At 50.5% G+C, this 19,215-nt stretch carries 19 protein-coding genes, 1 tRNA gene, 1 pseudogene and 1 other annotated feature (1 of these 22 only partly in view); of the genes and pseudogenes, 6 read left to right on the top strand and 15 right to left on the bottom strand.

The window, feature by feature from the left end:
• Nucleotides 1-166, top strand: a binding site (T-box leader) (it extends 103 nt beyond the left edge of the window).
• Between the two features lie 49 nt (nucleotides 167-215).
• A complete protein-coding gene (gene metG, locus K1558_RS02065) occupies nucleotides 216-1,883 on the top strand; it encodes a methionine--tRNA ligase (protein ID WP_238649703.1) in 1,668 nt (555 codons plus the stop codon).
• Between the two features lie 32 nt (nucleotides 1,884-1,915).
• On the opposite strand, the gene K1558_RS02060 is transcribed toward metG, so the two are convergent.
• Complete coding sequence (locus tag K1558_RS02060) at nucleotides 1,916-2,869, bottom strand: aldo/keto reductase (RefSeq protein ID WP_238649702.1); 954 nt, start codon at nucleotides 2,867-2,869, stop codon at nucleotides 1,916-1,918.
• A 158-nt stretch (nucleotides 2,870-3,027) separates the two neighbouring features.
• Nucleotides 3,028-3,837, bottom strand: a complete 810-nt coding sequence (locus K1558_RS02055) for a helix-turn-helix transcriptional regulator (RefSeq protein WP_238649701.1) — start codon at nucleotides 3,835-3,837, stop codon at nucleotides 3,028-3,030.
• Between the two features lie 455 nt (nucleotides 3,838-4,292).
• Here K1558_RS02055 and K1558_RS02050 point away from each other — a divergent pair, with 455 nt between their 5' ends.
• Nucleotides 4,293-5,117 carry an Rpn family recombination-promoting nuclease/putative transposase gene (locus tag K1558_RS02050; RefSeq protein ID WP_238649700.1) on the top strand — a complete coding sequence of 275 codons (825 nt, stop codon included), beginning with the start codon at nucleotides 4,293-4,295 and terminating at the stop codon, nucleotides 5,115-5,117.
• 290 nt (nucleotides 5,118-5,407) lie between these two features.
• On the opposite strand, the pseudogene K1558_RS02045 reads toward K1558_RS02050, so the two are convergent.
• The 5 genes and pseudogenes from K1558_RS02045 to K1558_RS02030 form a co-directional block, all read right to left on the bottom strand.
• Nucleotides 5,408-5,806, bottom strand: a pseudogene (locus K1558_RS02045) (group I intron-associated PD-(D/E)XK endonuclease).
• Nucleotides 5,807-5,822: 16 nt separating this feature from the next.
• Nucleotides 5,823-6,050 (bottom strand): winged helix-turn-helix transcriptional regulator, encoded by a 228-nt coding sequence (locus tag K1558_RS33145; RefSeq protein WP_420800392.1) that lies wholly within the window; start codon nucleotides 6,048-6,050, stop codon nucleotides 5,823-5,825.
• A 216-nt stretch (nucleotides 6,051-6,266) separates the two neighbouring features.
• Nucleotides 6,267-6,338 (bottom strand) — tRNA-Val (locus K1558_RS02040).
• A gap of 229 nt (nucleotides 6,339-6,567) precedes the next feature.
• Nucleotides 6,568-7,041 carry a hypothetical protein gene (locus tag K1558_RS02035; protein ID WP_238649699.1) on the bottom strand — a complete coding sequence of 158 codons (474 nt, stop codon included), beginning with the start codon at nucleotides 7,039-7,041 and terminating at the stop codon, nucleotides 6,568-6,570.
• Nucleotides 7,042-7,235: 194 nt separating this feature from the next.
• Nucleotides 7,236-7,808, bottom strand: a complete 573-nt coding sequence (locus K1558_RS02030) for a hypothetical protein (protein ID WP_238649698.1) — start codon at nucleotides 7,806-7,808, stop codon at nucleotides 7,236-7,238.
• A 274-nt stretch (nucleotides 7,809-8,082) separates the two neighbouring features.
• Between K1558_RS02030 and K1558_RS02025 the strand changes: the two genes are divergently transcribed.
• A complete protein-coding gene (locus tag K1558_RS02025) occupies nucleotides 8,083-8,625 on the top strand; it encodes a GNAT family N-acetyltransferase (RefSeq protein ID WP_238650002.1) in 543 nt (180 codons plus the stop codon).
• A 70-nt stretch (nucleotides 8,626-8,695) separates the two neighbouring features.
• On the opposite strand, the gene K1558_RS02020 is transcribed toward K1558_RS02025, so the two are convergent.
• The 7 genes from K1558_RS02020 to K1558_RS01990 form a co-directional block, all read right to left on the bottom strand.
• A complete protein-coding gene (locus K1558_RS02020) occupies nucleotides 8,696-9,091 on the bottom strand; it encodes a LytTR family transcriptional regulator DNA-binding domain-containing protein (RefSeq protein WP_238649697.1) in 396 nt (131 codons plus the stop codon).
• Nucleotides 9,092-9,108: 17 nt separating this feature from the next.
• On the bottom strand, nucleotides 9,109-9,246 hold the full coding sequence (locus K1558_RS02015) for a cyclic lactone autoinducer peptide (protein ID WP_083677765.1): 138 nt from the start codon (nucleotides 9,244-9,246) through the stop codon (nucleotides 9,109-9,111).
• Nucleotides 9,246-9,773 (bottom strand): accessory gene regulator ArgB-like protein, encoded by a 528-nt coding sequence (locus K1558_RS02010; RefSeq protein ID WP_238649696.1) that lies wholly within the window; start codon nucleotides 9,771-9,773, stop codon nucleotides 9,246-9,248. Before K1558_RS02010 ends, K1558_RS02015 begins: the two co-directional genes overlap by 1 nt.
• A complete protein-coding gene (locus K1558_RS02005) occupies nucleotides 9,766-10,389 on the bottom strand; it encodes a hypothetical protein (RefSeq protein WP_238649695.1) in 624 nt (207 codons plus the stop codon). Before K1558_RS02005 ends, K1558_RS02010 begins: the two co-directional genes overlap by 8 nt.
• A gap of 194 nt (nucleotides 10,390-10,583) precedes the next feature.
• On the bottom strand, nucleotides 10,584-11,180 hold the full coding sequence (locus K1558_RS02000; RefSeq protein WP_238649694.1) for a hypothetical protein: 597 nt from the start codon (nucleotides 11,178-11,180) through the stop codon (nucleotides 10,584-10,586).
• A 161-nt stretch (nucleotides 11,181-11,341) separates the two neighbouring features.
• Nucleotides 11,342-12,013, bottom strand: a complete 672-nt coding sequence (locus tag K1558_RS01995) for a stalk domain-containing protein (protein WP_238649693.1) — start codon at nucleotides 12,011-12,013, stop codon at nucleotides 11,342-11,344.
• A gap of 83 nt (nucleotides 12,014-12,096) precedes the next feature.
• Nucleotides 12,097-12,288: a hypothetical protein gene (locus K1558_RS01990; protein WP_238649692.1), complete on the bottom strand. Its 192-nt coding sequence runs from the start codon at nucleotides 12,286-12,288 to the stop codon at nucleotides 12,097-12,099.
• Nucleotides 12,289-12,430: 142 nt separating this feature from the next.
• Between K1558_RS01990 and K1558_RS01985 the strand changes: the two genes are divergently transcribed.
• Complete coding sequence (locus tag K1558_RS01985) at nucleotides 12,431-13,558, top strand: LacI family DNA-binding transcriptional regulator (protein WP_274528330.1); 1,128 nt, start codon at nucleotides 12,431-12,433, stop codon at nucleotides 13,556-13,558.
• Nucleotides 13,559-13,666: 108 nt separating this feature from the next.
• Nucleotides 13,667-16,102 (top strand): glycoside hydrolase family 94 protein, encoded by a 2,436-nt coding sequence (locus K1558_RS01980; protein WP_238649690.1) that lies wholly within the window; start codon nucleotides 13,667-13,669, stop codon nucleotides 16,100-16,102.
• A gap of 92 nt (nucleotides 16,103-16,194) precedes the next feature.
• Here K1558_RS01980 and K1558_RS01975 read toward each other — a convergent pair whose 3' ends face one another.
• On the bottom strand, nucleotides 16,195-18,138 hold the full coding sequence (locus tag K1558_RS01975; protein ID WP_238649689.1) for a glycoside hydrolase family 127 protein: 1,944 nt from the start codon (nucleotides 18,136-18,138) through the stop codon (nucleotides 16,195-16,197).
• A 136-nt stretch (nucleotides 18,139-18,274) separates the two neighbouring features.
• Here K1558_RS01975 and K1558_RS01970 point away from each other — a divergent pair, with 136 nt between their 5' ends.
• Complete coding sequence (locus tag K1558_RS01970; protein WP_238649688.1) at nucleotides 18,275-19,147, top strand: helix-turn-helix transcriptional regulator; 873 nt, start codon at nucleotides 18,275-18,277, stop codon at nucleotides 19,145-19,147.
• The last annotated feature ends 68 nt before the right edge of the window (nucleotides 19,148-19,215 follow it).

The raw sequence follows: 19,215 nt of genomic DNA, 5'->3' as shown, positions 1-19,215 counted from the left end.
GCGCACCGAAGCCCGCATGAATGGGCCGTAGGCTGCGCCGGAACCCGCACCCGTTACTGTGCTAGGGTATACCCGCTATTTTTGCGGCCGTACCTGAAGAGGTGAATGCTGCAAGGCATTGATGAATTTGGGTGGTAACACGTGAGCACAGGCTCTCGTCCCTTAGGGGGATGAGTGCCTTTTTTGCGTTCACTAATCCGGAGGAGGAATAAGACATGACAAACATTTTCATTGGCGGGGCATGGCCGTATGCCAACGGCTCCCTGCATCTGGGCAGGCTGGCCAGCATTCTGCCTGGAGATATTCTGGCCCGGTACCACCGCGCTAAGGGCGACGCTGTGCTGTATGTGTCTGGCAGCGACTGCCACGGTACTCCCGTTGCTGTGCAGGCAGCACAGGAAGGAGTATCTCCCGCTGCATTCGCCAGCCGGTATCATGAGGAGTTCGCCGATTGCTTCCGTGCCCTCGGCTTCACGTATGACCTGTATACGCGGACAGATCAGCCGCATCACCACAGCACGATGCAAGAGCTGTTCAAGAAGCTGCTGGATCACGGGTATCTGTATCAGAAGTCCACGCTCCAATGCTATTGTGAGGAGGACCAGCGATACTTGCCTGACCGTTATGTGAATGGAATCTGTCCGGTCTGCGGACAGCAGGCCCGGGGAGACCAGTGCGATTACTGCTCGGCCATTCTTGATCCGGTGGATCTGCTGGAACGCACCTGTGCCCTCTGCGGGTCCCCGCCTGTGCTGCGTTCTACGGTACATTATTATCTGTCGCTGTCCAGCTTCCAAAGTGCCCTTACCGAATATACGGAGTCGGCTCAAGGCTGGCGGGATAATGCGGTCCGGCTGACAAGGAGATATCTGCAGGAAGGGCTTCAGGACCGGGCTGCAACGCGGGATTTGGACTGGGGGGTGGAGGTCCCGGCTGACGGCTTCGCAGGCAAAAAAATCTATGTATGGATCGAAGCAGTCAGCGGCTATCTGTCCGCCAGCAAGCAATGGGCGGCCGAGACCGGCCGCCGCTGGGAGGATTTCTGGATTGCTCCAACCGGTCAAGAAGCTCCCGGGGAGCTTTCTATAACCGCTTATTATGTGCACGGGAAGGACAACATTCCTTTCCACAGCCTCATCTGGCCCGCGCTCCTGCTGGGTGCGGAAGAACTGCATCTGCCGGACCGGATCTTCGCCTCTGAATATCTGACCCTCGAAGGGCAGAAATTCTCGACCAGCCGCAATTGGGCCGTCTGGGTACCGGATATCCTCAGCCGGTATGACCCGGACTCCATCCGTTATTTCCTGATTGCAAACGGCCCTGAGAAGCGGGATACCGACTTCTCCTGGAGAGAATTCATCTACAGCCATAACAGCGAGCTGCTGGGAGCCTTCGGCAACTTCGTGAACCGCAGCCTGGCCTTCGTGAACAAGTCTTGGGACGGCAAGGTGCCTGAGGGGGTACTGTCCGAGGGATGGGCCGGCAGTCTGGATCACCTGTACCGTGAAGCCGGACGGCTGATTGAAGCCGGGCACTTCAAAGATGCCCTTGAAATCATCTTCACCCATATCCGCCAGGCTAACAAGTATTTCGACCAGCAGCAGCCGTGGCTGCAGGTGAAGGAGGAGCCGGCCGCTGCCAGCCACACGATCTACACTTGTGTGCAGATCATAGCCAACCTGTCTAATCTGCTGAACCCGTTCATCCCCTTCGCCTGCAGGAAGATCAGGGGATTCCTGTCCATCGGTGAACCTGTATGGCAGCCCATAGCTGTGCCTCCCCACCAGCCTGTAACGAAGCTGGAGTTATTATTCGAGCGGATCGATGTAGAGCGGATTCAGGAGGAGATGGAACGGCTGCAAGCTGATCCAGGGAGGAGCTGACAGAGTTGCCGGGGGTTAGCTGCAGTAATGAATTAATTCTGGCCCGGATAACGCTCTCCGGCTGCAACTCCCTTCGGGGAGATCCGCTCAATGAGTGCGAGATCCTCCGCCGTCAGGGTAACCTGGAGCGCGCCAAGGTTCTCTTGTACACGCGTGAGCCGCTTGGTTCCTGGGATGGGCACAATCTGCTCGCCTTGGGCCAGAAGCCAGGCCAGTGCAAGCTGGGCCGGAGCACAGCCCTTCTCCGCTGCCATCTGCTCAATCAGCGAGACCACCTCCAGATTCCGGGCGAAGTTCTCTCCCTGGAACCGCGGGTAATGGCGCCGGTAGTCATCCTCTGGAAGATCATCGAAGCTCTTGATTTGACCCGTCAGAAATCCGCGGCCCAGCGGGCTATAGGCCACAAAGCCGATGCCCAGCTCCTTGACCAGCGGCAGAATTTCGTCCTCCACCTCACGGCTCCAGAGCGAGAATTCCGTCTGCAGTGCAGTGACCGGATGCACAGCATGGGCACGGCGGATCAGCTCAGTTGACACCTCAGATAAGCCGATATAGCGGATTTTGCCTTCCTTGACGAGCTCAGCCAGCGTCCCCATTGTCTCCTCAATAGGAGTATTGGGGTCTGGCCGGTGCTGATAGTACAGATCAATGTAGTCCATACCGAGATGATAGAGGCTGGCATCTACGGATTTTTTGATATAGGCGGGGTCTCCCTTGGGTCCCTGGGTATGCGTGATACCGAATTTGGTTGCCACCACTGCCTGGTCTCTCCGGCCCTTAAGCGCCCGTCCCACGAGCCGCTCATTGCCGCCAAAGCGCTGCTGCAGGAAGTCTCCGTAGATATCCGCTGTGTCCAGCAGGGTAACTCCAAGGTCTAGTGCGCCATGAATGGTCTGTACCGACTCTTCATTGTCCGGCATCATCATCGTTCCAAGTCCCATTGCGGATACGGTCAGTCCTGTGTTGCCGAGTGTTCTGGTTTGCATGAATGGTCTCCCTCTTTTCCCTGTAAAAGATATTAGTGAACATGCCCTTATTCTACCTGTCCTGCCTTAGAGCAGCCACAGTACGTTCATGCTAGTAAGATCATTACCAGGAAGCAATAAGCAGCCCTATCAGGCAAACGGATTCTGAAGATGGTCTGTTAGACGGAGACAGGCGTATAGATACAAACATGTACACCCGGATGATCCGCCAGATTCGCCATAGAATTCACATCGTAAGTAACCGGCTGATTCGTATCCAGATTCAGGATGACTACACGGTTCACCCTTTTGTGCTGGATATCGTGTTGCTTCCACATCCTCAAGAAGTCTGCGCTCTCACCACAGAGCTGCTGGACCATCTCCTTATGCCAGGGATCGTGCAGGTTCAAGTCATAATAGGTCCGGTATACCGCCACGGAATGAAGAGCGAATTCCTCCCAGTTCACCATCCGCCGCCGTAGCTCCGGATCAAGGAACAGCTGGCGCATCATAATACGGTCAGAAGCAGGCAGAATCTCGAAATTGCTGAGCACTTTACATGCCATATCATTCCAGGCCAGCACCTCGGACCGCTCATTCGTAATAAAAGCCGGATACGACAACTGGCGGATAATATCCCGCCATTGCGGATTCAGCCCGGGCCTCGCCTCATTAATAGAAGCAATCGTATCCGGCAGGCCCGGATTCCACAGCTCGAACAGATGCTTCCGCTCATCTGCCGACAACCGCAGAGCCTGACTAAGACTCTCCATGACCTCTCTGGAGGCGGTAACCTCTCTGCCTTGTTCGAGCCAAGTATAATAAGTGCTGCTAAGACCGGCCAGAACAGCAACTTCCTCCCGCCGCAGCCCCGGGGTTCTGCGTTGACTCCCCGTTTCCTTAATCCCCGCCGCTTCAGGCTGAAGACGGTCCCGCCGGGATCTGAGGTATGCGCCAAGGCGCTTAAATCTTGTAATCTCTTGAGTCATGCACCTCGCCTCCTCTCACCGCTTGATGATATATTCGTTCACTCTGGCTAATAAGACAGGGTATATTCCCGGATACGTCACCGCCTGCGGCAACTCTCTGAATTTTCTGATCCCTTCCATTTCATAAGAGAATTCCACCTTTTGATTCATACGAATGATGTTTAGCCGATAGAATGAATGTATCTTCCAGTTTAACGCTATGATTGTAATATACCATATAGATGGTGCCGTGTTGCTGTTCGAAGATATCCTGGAGGCTTGTAAATCAAGCAGTTGAATAGTGATATAACCTGTGGACTCCGCCAGTTATTTTGTGTATGCTACCATATTCGGTTTTAAGATTTGCCGATCAGCAGCAGTTTACTCTTTATCAGGCTCCTACTGTTTGAAGCGAATTATGTACTTAGATGGGAATCATAGTATAATAATGATGATAAGGATTGGAGTTGATTCGAATGCATGACCTACTTGACCCCAAGAACGATTTCGTTTTTAAACGTATCTTCGGCAGCGAGGAGAACAAGGATATTCTACTTGCTTTCCTTAACAGAACTTTCATGGAATCTGGCGAACCACCGCTAACAGAGATCATATTAATGAACCCCTACACGGACAAGGATTCACCGCGCGACAAGCAATTCATCTTCGATATCCAAGCCAGAACGACAGAAGGAAAGTTAATTAACGTCGAAATGCAACTGTTCAACAAATACGACAACGAGAAGCGGACGCTATACTATTGGAGTAAGCAATACGCAGGGCAGCTTGAAGAAGGGCAATCCTACAAGCAACTTCGAAAATGCGTCACGATCAACATCCTGAATTTCTACATTCTCCCCAATGACCGATACCACAGCGTCTTTCATCTACGGGAAGACCACAGCGGGATTGCACTGATTGATGACATTGAAATCCATATCATGGAGCTATCCAAGTTAAGTACGCAAAATATACCGAATGAAGGCGGCCTGCTCAATTGGCTGCTATTCCTGAAAAGCAAAGATACGACAAACTGGGAGGTGTTGAAAGTGAACGAACCTGCCTTGGGTAAAGCAATGACTGCACTGGAATATCTAAGCCAAGATGCAGAAGCAAGGCGTCTGTATGAGATGAGGCAAAAAGCGCTTCATGATGAAGCCTCGATGTTGGAAGGTGCCAGGATGGAAGGAAAATTTGAAGTGGCTCAAAAGATGCTGGCTAAAGGAATGGACATTGCAACAGTTGCGGAACTGACAGGACTTTCTTTCGATCAATTGAAAACGCTGAGGAAAACACATTAAATATTAAAGGCTGTGTGGGATATTTCTCACGCAGCCTTTGTCTTTTAACCTATATACTACTTTCGCTTGTTACGAGGTCGGGCAGACACTCCATTCCCCAAACTTTCTCCCCCCATAACGAAATTATTCTCGCCAACCTCAGGCCAATATTCAGATTGGATCATATCAACTCTGAACGGTATTTCTGCATCGTCAACTAAACGAGTTCCGCAATACTGAGTCAATTCATGTAACCCTTCGTATTCGTCCAAATCTGTAGCCAAATATCCGATAGGGGGTATTTAAATATGCTAAACATACCGATGCCCTTGTATAGAATGCACAACACCTGTCATCTTTCCATTGAAACTGCTTAACGGTACAGCGGCAAAGCAATTTTCTTCATGGTTATATCCAACAATTACATCAACCTCCGTATAGGAGTATAACTTTTTCACACCATTCACTGGATTCAAAGAGTAGGCTTCAAGTAGGTAAACAGGGTAAGTGATTGGTGAATCCTTGTAGGCAGAATCACGTTAAAGACTCTTTACTTGGATTTTGATAAACTTCCCATTCTTTTCAGCAATTAGATCATATCTGCTTGCTCCAGAAAGCGGACGACTCACGGTGTAACCGAGCAACATTAATCGACCTGCAATCATTACCTCTCGTGCATCCGCTAGTTTTTGGTGACTGATTTCGTCCAATAGACATCACTCCAAGCTATGTGATTAGATATGTTAGATACCCTTTATAAAGCAATCCGATTGGGCTATGATTAAACAAATCTGTCCTTAGGATCATATAGGCATTCCTTGGGCCAGCCTTTTTTATCGCACCGAACTTAATCAGATTCTTGAACCTTTTTGCAACTGCCGTTTGTGATACGTCTAGCATATTGGCGATATCGGTTTGTGAAATTCGACTTATACCATCTGTATCCTTGTGCAAAGACAGTATGTTGATGACCGAAATATAAGCTTCTAATAGATGCGGTCAGATTTAAACTCGGATAATGCAAACTTCATCAACATAAAAAGCCACCACCTTTGAAGGAATTGTGTCCTTAAAGATGATGGCTTCTTCAGTTATAAACGTGTCACAGTGTGACCACTAATTATAGATAAGGGAAGAATATGCTTCAAACCCTTACTATGATTGAAAATATAGGACGGATGGGGTTCGAACCCATGACCCCTACCCTGTCAAGATAGTGCTCTCCCGCTGAGCTACCGTCCTGCAACGAAATTTAATATACCACAGGAGGTAAGGGAATGGCAAGATATTTTTATAAATTTGGAGTAAGCAGCGCTCAACACCTAGAGCAAGCATTTTTTGCGCCATCTCGTTTTGAGTCTCGAACTTCCCTTTGGCCTCACCTTCAGACCGCCCCTTAGCTTCCGCTATTTTTGCTACCCCATACACACAGGTTCGTTCATCATCAGCACCTCCCATTCTCTCCGGATATTTACCTAAACGTCATCGTCATCCGTTTATCCACCAGTACAATGCCGTCCGCTTCACCCTTACCGTTGAACATCCCTGAAATGACATATATTTTCGTATCATCTTCAGATTTGGCTACCCATTCTTTTTCCTGCAAATAACGTTTGTTGTTTGAATCGTAAGCATAATCCAGGTTGCTCTCCATATCCTTCAGATATTGTTCGCCATAGATTTGTTTGAACTCATCTTTGGACATGCCGATTTTGAAGCCGCCGGCGGTTTCGTACGCATCTTTGGATTCCTTCCCCAGCGTAATGCCTGCCACCTTATCCTCACGGTACATTATGCCTACGCCGGAATCATACATCACCGAATTAGGGATTCCCTTATCCTCTCCCATGCCAAGCACCTCTTCTGCTTCCGTCCGGCTCATTCCATATTGAACTACAGCCTTACTATCGTTCGCCTTTTGGATCGCCAAGTCTTTAGTGGTCACTCCACCTTTTGAATCTCCACAAGCCGTTAATATAAGTAAGAACAATAATCCCAGTACAATTTTCCTCATAATGGCCTCCAGATGTTTTTACCTAAACTTTACCATGTTAGATGCAACAAGAAACAGGCCGCATCCCTGGACAGGGGCAACCTGCTTCTTGTGAAGTATTGAAATGAATCAGTTAATGACTTTCATTAACTAAGCTTATATCTCTCAGTAATTACGGAGGCACTAACCGTAAACCCTCTTTTTTGCATAGTTGCCGTCAAGGTCTTCTGGACCCCGCCATCGGGATCACACACCAGATATTTATCAAAACCTGAAGCAGAGGAAGTATGCCCGTCCACAATGACATAGTGAGAGTTGGAACCTTCCTTGAGTCTCATCATGCATATGCTTCCTTTTTCCGCTTCTTCAGATACATCAGGAATTGGCGTAATGCCTACACTGATGCTCTGATTACCTATTTTCGCAGTGAATCCAGTGGCCGTGAAATCGGCAGCATTATTTGTTCCCTTGGTAGTGGCTTCCACAACAGCATAATAGACATTGGATTTAGTTGTATTGGAGAGACCGCCTTTATACAGAATAAACATAGCCAGATCACAAATGGCACAGCCATATTTCTTGATGTCTCCGCCCGCTGCGGTTTTTCCGCATTTTTTATAAAAGTTCGCATCTGTAAAAGCCGGAGTAGAGGTACCCGGATAATAAATCGAAGTATCTCCCTGGTTGATCAGATGTGCAGATGATAGTTTATGCGGCATAAACTAACCTCCTAAATATTTTTGAGAGAAACAAAATCACCTAGGTTGACTTCGTTCTCACAATACATAGAATATGTTAATAGATTACAAGCGGACACCAAGCAGACACCCCTTCTTTGTGAAGTTTTGTTGAAGACGCTCCGGTTCTGGGGCAAGCAGCCTCAATGATACTTTATAATAAAGTCATCCCACCCGTGAAAGGACTGAACTATGCGCAGATATCAATTGTCGTACCTCACAAACACCATATACATTTAATGGAGGTAACACATTGATGATTACTGAATTACGAGCCGAACTGCAAACCGGGAGATTAGTGTTAAAAAAGATGAGCACCGCCGATTCAGCCAGCCTGTTCTCCATCTGGTCAGACCCTGAAGTCGCGCGGTACATGAATATCACTAGCTTCACAGACGAAAGCCAGGCCGTGGAAATGATCGAACTGCTGGATAAGTTAGCTTCAGAGAATCAAGCCATTCGTTATTCCATCATTGAATCCAAGTCGGGACTGATTATCGGCTCATGCGGTTACAATATGCTGGATTACGACAACGCCCGAACCGAAATCGGTTATGACCTCGGCCGGGAATACTGGGGTCAAGGCTATGCGCCTGAAGCCATTAACGCTTTAACCCATTATGCGTTTCTTACCCTGGGCTTCAACAGAATAGAGGCAAAGGTCGAGCCTGCGAATCTCAATTCCATCAAAGTCCTGGAGAAATTACATTTCACGCTGGAAGGAACCCTGCGGCAATGCGAGCGCTCCAAAGGCGCGTTCATTGATCTCTGTATGTATTCCAAATTAGCTACGGACTAAGTTAACCTAAAATAGGCTGGCCCGCATACAGTCAGAACTGTACAGGGTCAGCCTCCCCAAAAAAATAAAGCTACCACTGAGGCAGCTCCACCAATTGAATATCCGATTCGGATGTCTTTACGTATTTATGAATTTCTTTATAACCCTTGTCAGAAAGGAAACACTTCTGTTCGATTCCCTTATGGTCTTCTCCAAAATAAGCAATATGAAATGTTTTATCCAACCGGATAATATTAGAAACCTGAATTAACGTGTTCCTATCCGCTAGAACGAAATGATATCCTGAACTGGCCAGCGTATTCAGCCAATATTTCAGCGTACCTACTGTATAAAAGGTTTGATCGTACGTATGGACAATAATCCGATAGATAGACCGTTCAAATTCCATAAACGTTATTTTTGCAATATCGAGTAAGAATACACCAGTGTTTCCCTCTGTGTCTTTAGTAACAGATATAGCACTCAAAGGGATCAACTCCAATGTTATTTAAGTAACTCTTCTGGAACTTCTGGTTGGTTAATGTAAAGTACACTGGCTGTAACCAGCACAAGAATAGCTGCCATGGCAGATAGTCCGGAAGCAAGCTTGTACACTGCTTTACGCTGCAAGGATTTCATCATCAGGTGTTCACCTCCCTTCTAGCGATAATCAGACTAAGGGATTGTGCCATAAAGCTGACTGCTATAACAGGAGATCCTATAAACATATTCGCAGCCACCAGCAGCAGCGCTATGATCTTGAGCTTAGGCCAGTGCTGTCTGGGAATCCGGGTCTGACGTTCTATCCCAATGGGTGCAAGCCATTGAACCATTAATAGACTTACTGCATTCATCAGCATAACGTATAGGGAGCTGACCTCTACAAAGGAGAGAATCGTGAACAAGGTTACCGTAAACAGGATACAGGCCATACCCGATTTAAGATGGGCTCCACCGGATACCTGGCGCAATAAAGCAAAGGAGATCAGAATCTGTAGCGCTTCACTCGTCCTGTCCGTCAGAAGGGATATCCCCAGCGTCAGCCCTATAATAAATACAACATTAAGCGCTACGCTAATAGCAAACTTCAGGACAGCATAGGAGGCAGGATGCTCCGGAACGATATTTTTAATCGTGAGTGCCAGCTTCCCGGACATGAATTCAAGCATCTTCCCGCTCCTTCCGGGTAGAATAATATAGAAGGAATACAGACATTACCAGAAAAATCACGGCATTTAACAGGATGTCATTGAAATAGAGCAGTACAGATACCCCTATCACGAAACAAACAATCAGCACAGCCAGGAGGACATCCTCTAATTTAAACCGCAGCTTATTTAGATCGAAGGTGAATCCTTTGCCTTTCCGGTAAAAATAGCTGAAGGCTGCAAAGACCACTACCGCTGTCATTAGCTGAAGAAAATATCCTTCCATTACACTGTTGATATTGGAAATGGAACCAAAGAAAAGGATTACGATTATCGTCTGGATCACAGCAAATACGGCATAGCCCGATATGGTTGCAATGACTGACAGGACGAGAGGCATCCTGACTACAGCATTGAAAAAGAATATAAAGATCAGAATTAATAACAATGGTGCGACATTCGACATTCCCAGCTCATTGCGGAGCAGATAGCTCTGGAAGTTGTTCAGCAGGATGACGAATAGGGCCTGCCAGATATACCATCTCCATTTGAACCGAAACAGCGACATAATCAGATAATAGAGCGCAAGCGTCTCTATTGTTGAGAAAAACATAAAGCCTACAGGTTCCCACGACAAACCAAACACCGCCTGACTAATTTTCGTTCACAAGATTAATTATATATCCCCGCCCCGCCTAACGTATACAACAGAATTACAAATTTCGACACTTTTTGCCGATCCGCAAAAAAACATCCGCCAACCACCCGAAATGGGGGGTAAGCGGATGTTCATCTTGCACAGCAGCCTTCACAGCAGCCTCGCTGCACCTATCAGATTTCAGACCAGAGCACATTAACCTCGACAATTCCCTCCTGGGAAGCAAGCGGCCCGGCAATAACCGACCAGCTGTGTTTGTTGTCCTTGGTCTTGCCTTGAATGATCAGGTTCTTCGCATCAATGGTCTTCACAGACTGGTCGCCCATCTGGGCAGACAGATAATCATCATAGAGCTTCGTCACAGCTTCCATACTATCGGACGTTCTGTAGATCAGCATCACCGATGTTTTGCCTTCGTCCTTCGCTGTTGTGGACATCACATTCTCTGTTACATTATCCGGCATCGGAAAATCCTTCGGCAGCTCTTTCGGAATATCTACGCTGATGGAAGCCGTGCTGCCGCCACTGTCCGATTGTTCAGGCGTCTGTTCTGGCTCGGCCGATGCTTCCGGAGTCTGCTCCGGTTCATCCGTTGCTTCCGGTGTCTGCTCCGGCTCGTCAGAGGCAGCTGGAGCAACTGTCGCTTCAGCTGTTGGTGCAGAGTCTGGTGACGGTTCGGCAGGTGGAGCATCCGCTGAATTGCTGCACGCATTCAGGACCAGCAGAGACAACGTTAAGGATAAGGCCATTATTAGTTTTTTGGTGTACATCTTCTCACTCCTCATGATATCGTTGAACAATTACATAGCCAGTTAGCTTCCAAGGCTTATTGGATAATACCCACTTTCCCGCTCTGCCAAACAGCAGGCCACCCAAAGCATAAAAAACCCGGAAGCTAAGCTCCCGGGTTAAGCTGAAATGAGTTCAAAAATTATTTATAGTAAGATGTTGTCAACGGTACAAAGACCGAGGTTCCATTCTTCACGTCGCCAGTGAGATACAAGCTGCTCACTCCGGCAATATCGACTTCGATGGTTGTGAGCCCGCTGGCCGGGTCAATGGTCTGCTTCTTCAGCACAGTGTTGGTATCTGCATCCTGAATCGTGAAGTCTTTGATCTCTCCGCCGATTGCGGCGATCTGGAGATAGAGCTTCTGATACTTTTTGTCCGGTTCCAGCATGAAGGAGCTGCCGCGGTCGCTTTTTGCGTCATCAAAGAATACATCCTTGTAATCCTTATCCTTGTAAACCGTCTTGCTCGGGTCCTTGGTATGATACATATTGTCAAAACCGGTAGCAATCGGCACACCTGCCGTCTGCTCTCCAAGGGAAATCGTGTTCGTTGCGGCATCGAACTTGACAGTGACTCCAAGCAGGTCAGATACGGAACGGACTGGCAGATAGGTTGTGTCCTTATAGGAAATTGGTGCAACCACTGCACCGCTGCCATTCTTAAGCTGTACCGGCTGGCCATTCATCTTGAATTTGATGCTTGGATTCAGATACGCCTTGATTTCCTGCAGGTTGGCACCGGCATACACACCTGTTCCCATCGCTCCCAGTACGGCAAATGCAGTCAACGTAGCAGCCATCTTCTTCTTCATTCGCTCAAACTCCTCTCCAGATATGACAAATTTGAATATTCCATATTGGGAGTATAATCAATCCTGCCATCAGATGCAAACCTTCAGATATTGTCACTCCGGTGTACCGACTCGTAACGCTCACGGATTTCAAGATTCTTAGCATGGTTGTACAAGTCCAGTGCGATGATCCCTCTGCGCAGCAGCTTTACCAGCAGAATGAACAGATAAACGCCCAGCGCAAGGCCGGTTAACCAGATGAGAATAGCAAACATTCCGAACCCATCAGCAAGCATTGAGCCAAATCCTCTATAGTACAATTTGTTCGCAACCCCTTTCTTTTTATGCAGCTTGGTACATTCATCCAATCATCTATAAGTTTGACATATTAGCTAGACAGAAAGCAAAGTTCTATGACCATTAAATATATCGGGACAAATGATTGATTTCCGCACCGGATTATTCTACAATAAGCTCATAAACGCGCGTTTACAGCAAAGGGGGTACATTATGCGAAGCGAGGATATTGCCAAGCTGGCCGGGGTTTCGCGAAGCACCGTATCCCGTGTGATCAACAACTATTCCAACGTCCCTGAGGAGACGCGGGCCAAGGTGCTGAAGGTGATCGAGCAGCATCAGTACGAGCCGAACAGCTTCGCCCGTGCTCTGGCCGGCAAGAAGACCGACACGATCGGGCTGTTTGCCATCAGCATGAACGAGAAGGAGAATGCGACGCGGATCTATCAGAACAATTACTTTGCCCCGTTCGTCGATGCTGTGGTCGATACAGCGAACGCCCGCGGCTGTTATGTTCTGATTCACACTGTCTACTCTCCCGACGACTTCCTGAAGGTCAAGCAGGCCTTCCTGCAGAAGCGGATTGACGGCGGCATCATCGTCGGCACCCAGAAGGACATCGGCATTGTGCGGGAGATGGTCGGCCTGGAGTCGCCGCTGGTGCTGATCGATTATGACATCTCGGAGATTATGGCCGAGCATCTGGACCGCAATCATCTGGCCGTTGTCAATTCCAAGGATTATGACGGTACAGCCGAAGCCATTGAGTACCTGATCGGTCTCGGGCATAAGGAGATTGGCATCATCTGCGGGCGGATGAACACCTACTCCGGACGGGAGCGTTACATGGCTTACGTGGATACGCTGAACCGTCATAGCCTTGCGCTGAATGAGGATTACGTGCTGCAGGGTGATTTTTTGAAGGAAACGGCCTATGAAGCGGTCAAGAAGCTGCTGGCTTCCGGCGGCCCGCTGCCGACCGCATTCTTCTCTTCCAACGATGACATGGCGATTTCGGCGATGGAAGCGTTCTCGGAGCATGGCATCACTGTACCGGACGATATCTCCATTGCCGGCTTCGATGATGTGCAGCTTGCCGCAAGGATTCATCCCAAGCTGACCTCCGTCCGTCTGCCGATCTATGAGATGTCTAAGGCTGCTGTTGAGAAGGTCATAGAGCTGTGCGATTCCCGCCAGCCAACCTTCAGCACCATCAGCTTCCCGGCGCGTCTGGTTACCAGAGATTCCTGCCAGCCGCCGAAGCCGTAGAACCAGGAACTCCCTAGTAAGATAGTTACAGAAAAATCCCTTGCCCGGAGGGAATTTTTTCTCCGTCTTGTAAACGCGCGTTCACAATCGAAAGGAGACTTGTCTCTTATGAAATTCGGAACCTTTGACGACACCCGCAAGGAATATGTAATCAACACCCCCAAGACGCCTTATCCTTGGATTAACTACCTTGGCAACGAGCAGTTCTTCGGCCTCATCTCTAATACTGCCGGGGGTTACACCTTCTACCGCGACGCCCGCATGAGAAGACTTACCCGTTACCGGTATAACAATATTCCGCTGGACACCGGCGGGCGTTACTATTACCTGTATGATGGCGGGGATTTCTGGACACCGGGCTGGATGCCGGTGAAACGCGACCTCGACTTCTACGAATGCCGCCACGGTCTCGGCTATACCTCCATCACCGGGGAGCGGAACGGAATTTCCGTGAACCAGCTTGCTTTTGTCCCGATGGGCCACAATGCCGAAGTGCACCGCCTGATCGTGAAGAATACCGGCAATGCGAAGAAGAGCGTGAAGCTGTTCTCTTTTGCCGAGTTCTGCCTGTGGAATGCCAATGATGATATGACCAACTTCCAGCGCAACCTCAGCACCGGTGAGGTCGAAGTGAAGGATTCCGTTATTTATCACAAAACCGAGTACCGCGAACGCAGAAACCACTACGCCTTCTACTCTGTGAATAAGCAAATAGCCGGCTTCGATACGGACCGCGAATCCTTCGTGGGCATGTACAATGGTCTGGATGCTCCGCAGGCGGTTGCTGCCGGTGAAGCTACTAATTCTATGGCCAGCGGCTGGTCGCCGATCGGCTCCCACGCTCTGGACATCACGCTGGAGCCGGGTGAAGAGCAAAGCTTCATTTTCGTCCTTGGCTATATTGAGAATCCGGAGGATGAGAAATGGGAAGCGCTGAACGTTATTAACAAAAAACCGGCCCAGGCTGTCATCGACCAGTTCGCTACCGATGCCCAGGTTGATGCTGCCCTGGATGTGCTGGCTGCACACTGGGATAACCTGCTGTCCAAATACCAGATCCAGAGCGGAGACGACAAGCTGAACCGCATGGTCAACATCTGGAACCCGTATCAGTGTATGGTTACGTTCAATATGTCCCGTTCGGCCTCTTACTTTGAATCCGGGATCGGCCGCGGCATGGGCTTCCGCGATTCCAATCAGGACTTGCTAGGCTTCGTCCACCAGATTCCTGAGCGTGCCAGAGAACGTATTCTGGATATTGCAGCGACCCAATTCCCTGACGGCAGCGCGTATCACCAATACCAGCCGCTCACCAAGAAGGGCAACAACGAAGTCGGCTCCGGCTTCAACGATGATCCGCTGTGGCTGATTCTGGGTACGGCTGCTTACATTAAGGAAACCGGAGATACCTCGATTCTGGATGAGCAGGTTCCGTTCGACAGCAACCCGGATCACACGGCTACCCTGTTCGAGCACTTGAAGGTCTCCTTCGAGCATGTGACGAACAATCTCGGACCTCATGGCCTGCCGCTGATCGGCCGCGCCGACTGGAATGACTGTCTCAACCTGAACTGCTTCTCTACGGAGCCTGGCGAATCGTTCCAGACCACGGAGAATATCGCAGGCGGAGTAGCGGAATCCGTGTTCATCGCCGGCCTGTTCGTCTTCGTCGGACCGGACTATGCGGAAATCTGCCGGATGCGCGGACTGGATGCTGTAGCAGCCGATGCCGTGGCGAAGATCGAGAACATGCGGGAGATCACCCTGTCCCATGGCTTCGACGGCGACTGGTTCCTGCGCGCTTACGACCACTATGGCGACAAGATCGGCAGCAAAGAGAACGAAGAAGGCCGCATCTTCATTGAACCGCAGGGTATCTGCGTCATGGCTGGAATCGGTGTGGAGAACGGCGAAGCTGCCCGCGCCCTGGCATCTGTGGAGGAGCATCTGGATACGGAATACGGCATCGTTTTGCAACAGCCTCCGTACTCCAAGTACTATGTGAACCTGGGTGAAATCTCGACGTATCCTCCGGGCTACAAAGAGAATGCCGGTATCTTCTGCCACAACAACCCGTGGATCATGATTGCCGAGACGGTACTCGGCAACGGGAACAGAGCTTTTGACATCTACCGCAAAATCGCTCCGGCTTACCTGGAGGACATCAGTGAGATTCACCGGATGGAGCCTTACGTCTACTCCCAGATGATCGCCGGTAAAGATGCGGTGCGCCACGGGGAAGCGAAGAACTCCTGGCTGACCGGTACGGCGGCATGGAACTATGTAGCCATTACGCAGTCGATCCTGGGCATTCAGGCCGACTTCGCCGGACTCAAGGTGGACCCTTGTATCCCTGCGGAGTGGGACGGCTTCGAGATTACCCGCGTTTTCCGTGGCGACACTTATGTGATCTCGATTCAGAATCCGAATCATGTGTCCAAAGGCGTAGCCAGCCTGACCCTCGACGGTGCTGCCGTGGAAGGTAACATTATCGCTCCTGTGGGCGACGGTGCTGTTCATCAGGTTGTAGTCACACTCGGCTAATTATCTATCCCTTATAGAAAAGCATAACAACCCGGTTGTCCGCCAAGGCGGTACAGCCGGGTTGTTTGTTTACGGGAAGGCGGGCGCCGGATTTACTCCGGTATCCATACCTTCATCTCACCGCTGCCGCGGTTGCCCCACAGATAATAAGGAATCGCCGTCACTTCCACCGGCTGTACCGCCGCCCTGGTGCTGCTGTAGAGTCCGCCGCTCCAGCTCTGCGCCTCCACCCGGCTGCCTGCTGCTCTGATCACTACCGCTCCGCCAAGCAGATCTTCATCGTATGCTTCCGTGAACGCTCCCTCCCTGCTTAGTGTTACCGAGCTTAACGGCTCACGGTTATCTGCGGATTCCAGACAATAGACCAGCGGCCCGCGCTGAATCGCCGTTTTCCCGGCATTCGCCCGGAGATTTGGATGGGCATATACGCGGTGCGCTTCCATTGGAAGAATCAGCTCCACGGTGTCACCAGGCTGCCACTCCCTGCGGATTACCGCGTAACCCTGCTCCAGAACTTCAGTAACAGGGATGGCTTCGCCATTCACCCGGAGCTTCCCCGCTGCGCTCCACGAGGGAATACGCAGGGCGATACCGAACTCTCCGGCTTCCGCAGGCTCAACCTTCAGCGTGACTGCGCCCTCCCATGGAAGCTTGCTGGACTGAGTGATCTTCACCTCTGTTCCGCCCAGGGTTGTCTTAAGCTCACTGCCGATATACAGGTTCGTATAGAGCGTATCGCTGTGTAGAGTATAGATATATTGGTTCAATGAGGTCAGCAGGCGTGCCACATTCGGCGGGCAGCAGGCACAGCCGAACCAGCCCTGGCGCTGGGCCTTCACATGCTGTTTGCCGGGATTGCAGGTGCAGGCCTGCGGCCAGACCTCCAGCGGATTCACGTAGAAATAATGCTTGCCGTCCTGCGCCATTGAGCCGAGAACATTATTATAGAGCGCACGCTCCATCACATCGGCATAGCGGCTATCGGGAGTCAATTCCAGCATGCTTTTGGCCAAAAAGATCAGCCCGATCGAAGCACAGGTCTCCGCATAAACCGTATCGTTAGGCAAATCGTAATCAAAGGTGAACGCTTCGCCATGATGCGTGGAACCGATCCCGCCGGTGATGTACATCTGTCTGTCCGTCATATTGTTCCACAGGCGCACGCAAGCCTCACGTAATGCTTCATCTCCGGTCAGGCGGGCCAGATCGGCCATGGCCGTATACATATAGACGGCACGGACGGAGTGACCCACAGCTACCGTCTGCTCACGCACCGGAAGATGGGCTTGATGATAGGCCGTATCGATATGATTCGTCCGGCCGCCCCAATGCGTAATCCTGCCCCGGGTCTCCCACTCCTGACGCAGGAAGTTCGGCTCCTGTCCCCGCTGGTCAATGAAGAACAGGCTAAGCTTCAGATACTTCTCTTCCCCGGTCAGCCGGTACAGCTTCACCAGCGCCAGCTCAATCTCTTGATGGCCGTCATAGCCCTTCAGCTTCCCTTCCTCCGGTCCGAAGACGGAATCTATATAGTCAGCCATCCGGCGCATAATATTCAGCAGCTTGTCCTTGCCGGTCGCTTCATAATAAGCCACGGCCGCTTCGATGAAATGTCCGGCGCAATACAGCTCATGGCAATCCTGGAGATTCGTCCAGCGCTTGCCCGGCTCCTTGACCGTAAAATACGTATTCAGGTATCCGTCAGCCTGCTGCGCTTCTCCCACCAGATCGATCACCTCATCCGCCTGGCGCTCCAGCTCCGGGTCCCGCCGGATGCTGAGAGAATAACCCGCTGCCTCCAGCCACTTGGCTACATCGCTGTCCTGGAAGACCATGCCCCTGAACTCGCCTTTTCTTCTTCCGGCAGCGATCTCAAAATTGGCAATGGCATAGCTCGGTTCAGCCTCTGCCACACGGTCATGAAGCGCCTCATATTGATAAGGAATAACCGTATCCTGCACCAGCCGGATGTAACGGTCCCAGAATTCATCCTGAACGGACACCTTTCGGCCTTCTGCAACTTCAAATTCACTCATTGCCGTCTCTCCTCCTCAGCATTTCTTACTCGCTAATTGCCATTATAGACGGTACAATGTAACAAAAACAGCAGCATAAGCAACCCCGTTTTTGTACTATTTCACACAGCATATATGCCTATATAAGGAGCCGCTAATGACAACTAATCCTTCCTATATTCATTTTGCCGCGCCCCCCTTTCCTTATTTCCTGGAATGCGGCCGTACCGTCTATTTGCCCGGAGAGCAGCATCCGAACCGCAGCCGGATGGGCAAATTCGATCTGATTATCGTGGAGCAGGGATGCCTGCACATAGGAGAAGAGCAGACCGAATGGGCAGTATCCGCCGGGCATACCCTGCTGCTGCTGCCTGACCGCTATCATTATTCAGTCCAGCCGTGTGAGGAAGAGACGGTCTTCATCTGGGTTCATTTTCACACAGTAGGAGAATGGACAGTATCTGCGGGTGAGCCGGTGTATGCGGACCGGGAGGAGCATTTCCGGCAGTTCCTTACTTACCCTTATACCGTCCGTATCCCCCAGTTCGGCCCGCTTCCCGCTCCCTTCGCCCGGAGCGGCCAGGCCGCGCAGCTGCTGCAGCTGAACCAGGGCAGGCGCTCTAGTGCCGTGTGGCAGCAGCAGCGCATCTTCGAGGAGATGCTGCGGACGATGGATCTGGCCCGGCAGGATACGGCCGGAAGCCAGACGGCTGAGATTGCTGAGCAGACTGAGGCTTATCTGCGGAATCATTATGCGGAAGAGGTGACGAATACCTCTCTGGCGGATGCTTTGCATTTTCACTACAATTATTTAGCCCGCTGCATGAAGCGCGTCTACGGGCTTACGCCCATGGAGTACCTGACTGATTACCGTCTGGAGCAGGCCAAGCTTCTGCTGCTGAAGACCGAGATTCCAGTTGGGGAAATTGCCGAACGCACCGGCTTCGAGAGTACCGCTTACTTCTCCCGGCGCTTCAGCCGCAAGGTCGGAATCTCTCCGCTGCGCTTCCGTAAGCGTTACTCCCGGTGAGCGAGATTTTTTAGCTATTTTTTTCCAAATGATCGCATATGAATTAAGACATGCCTTAATCCGGAGTG

It is taken from the genome of Paenibacillus piscarius (genome assembly GCF_022234545.1).
Taxonomy (GTDB): domain Bacteria; phylum Bacillota; class Bacilli; order Paenibacillales; family Paenibacillaceae; genus Paenibacillus_AQ; species Paenibacillus_AQ piscarius.
The sequence above is the reverse complement of the archived record's forward strand: the minus strand, read 5'-3'. Positions and strand labels throughout refer to the sequence as shown.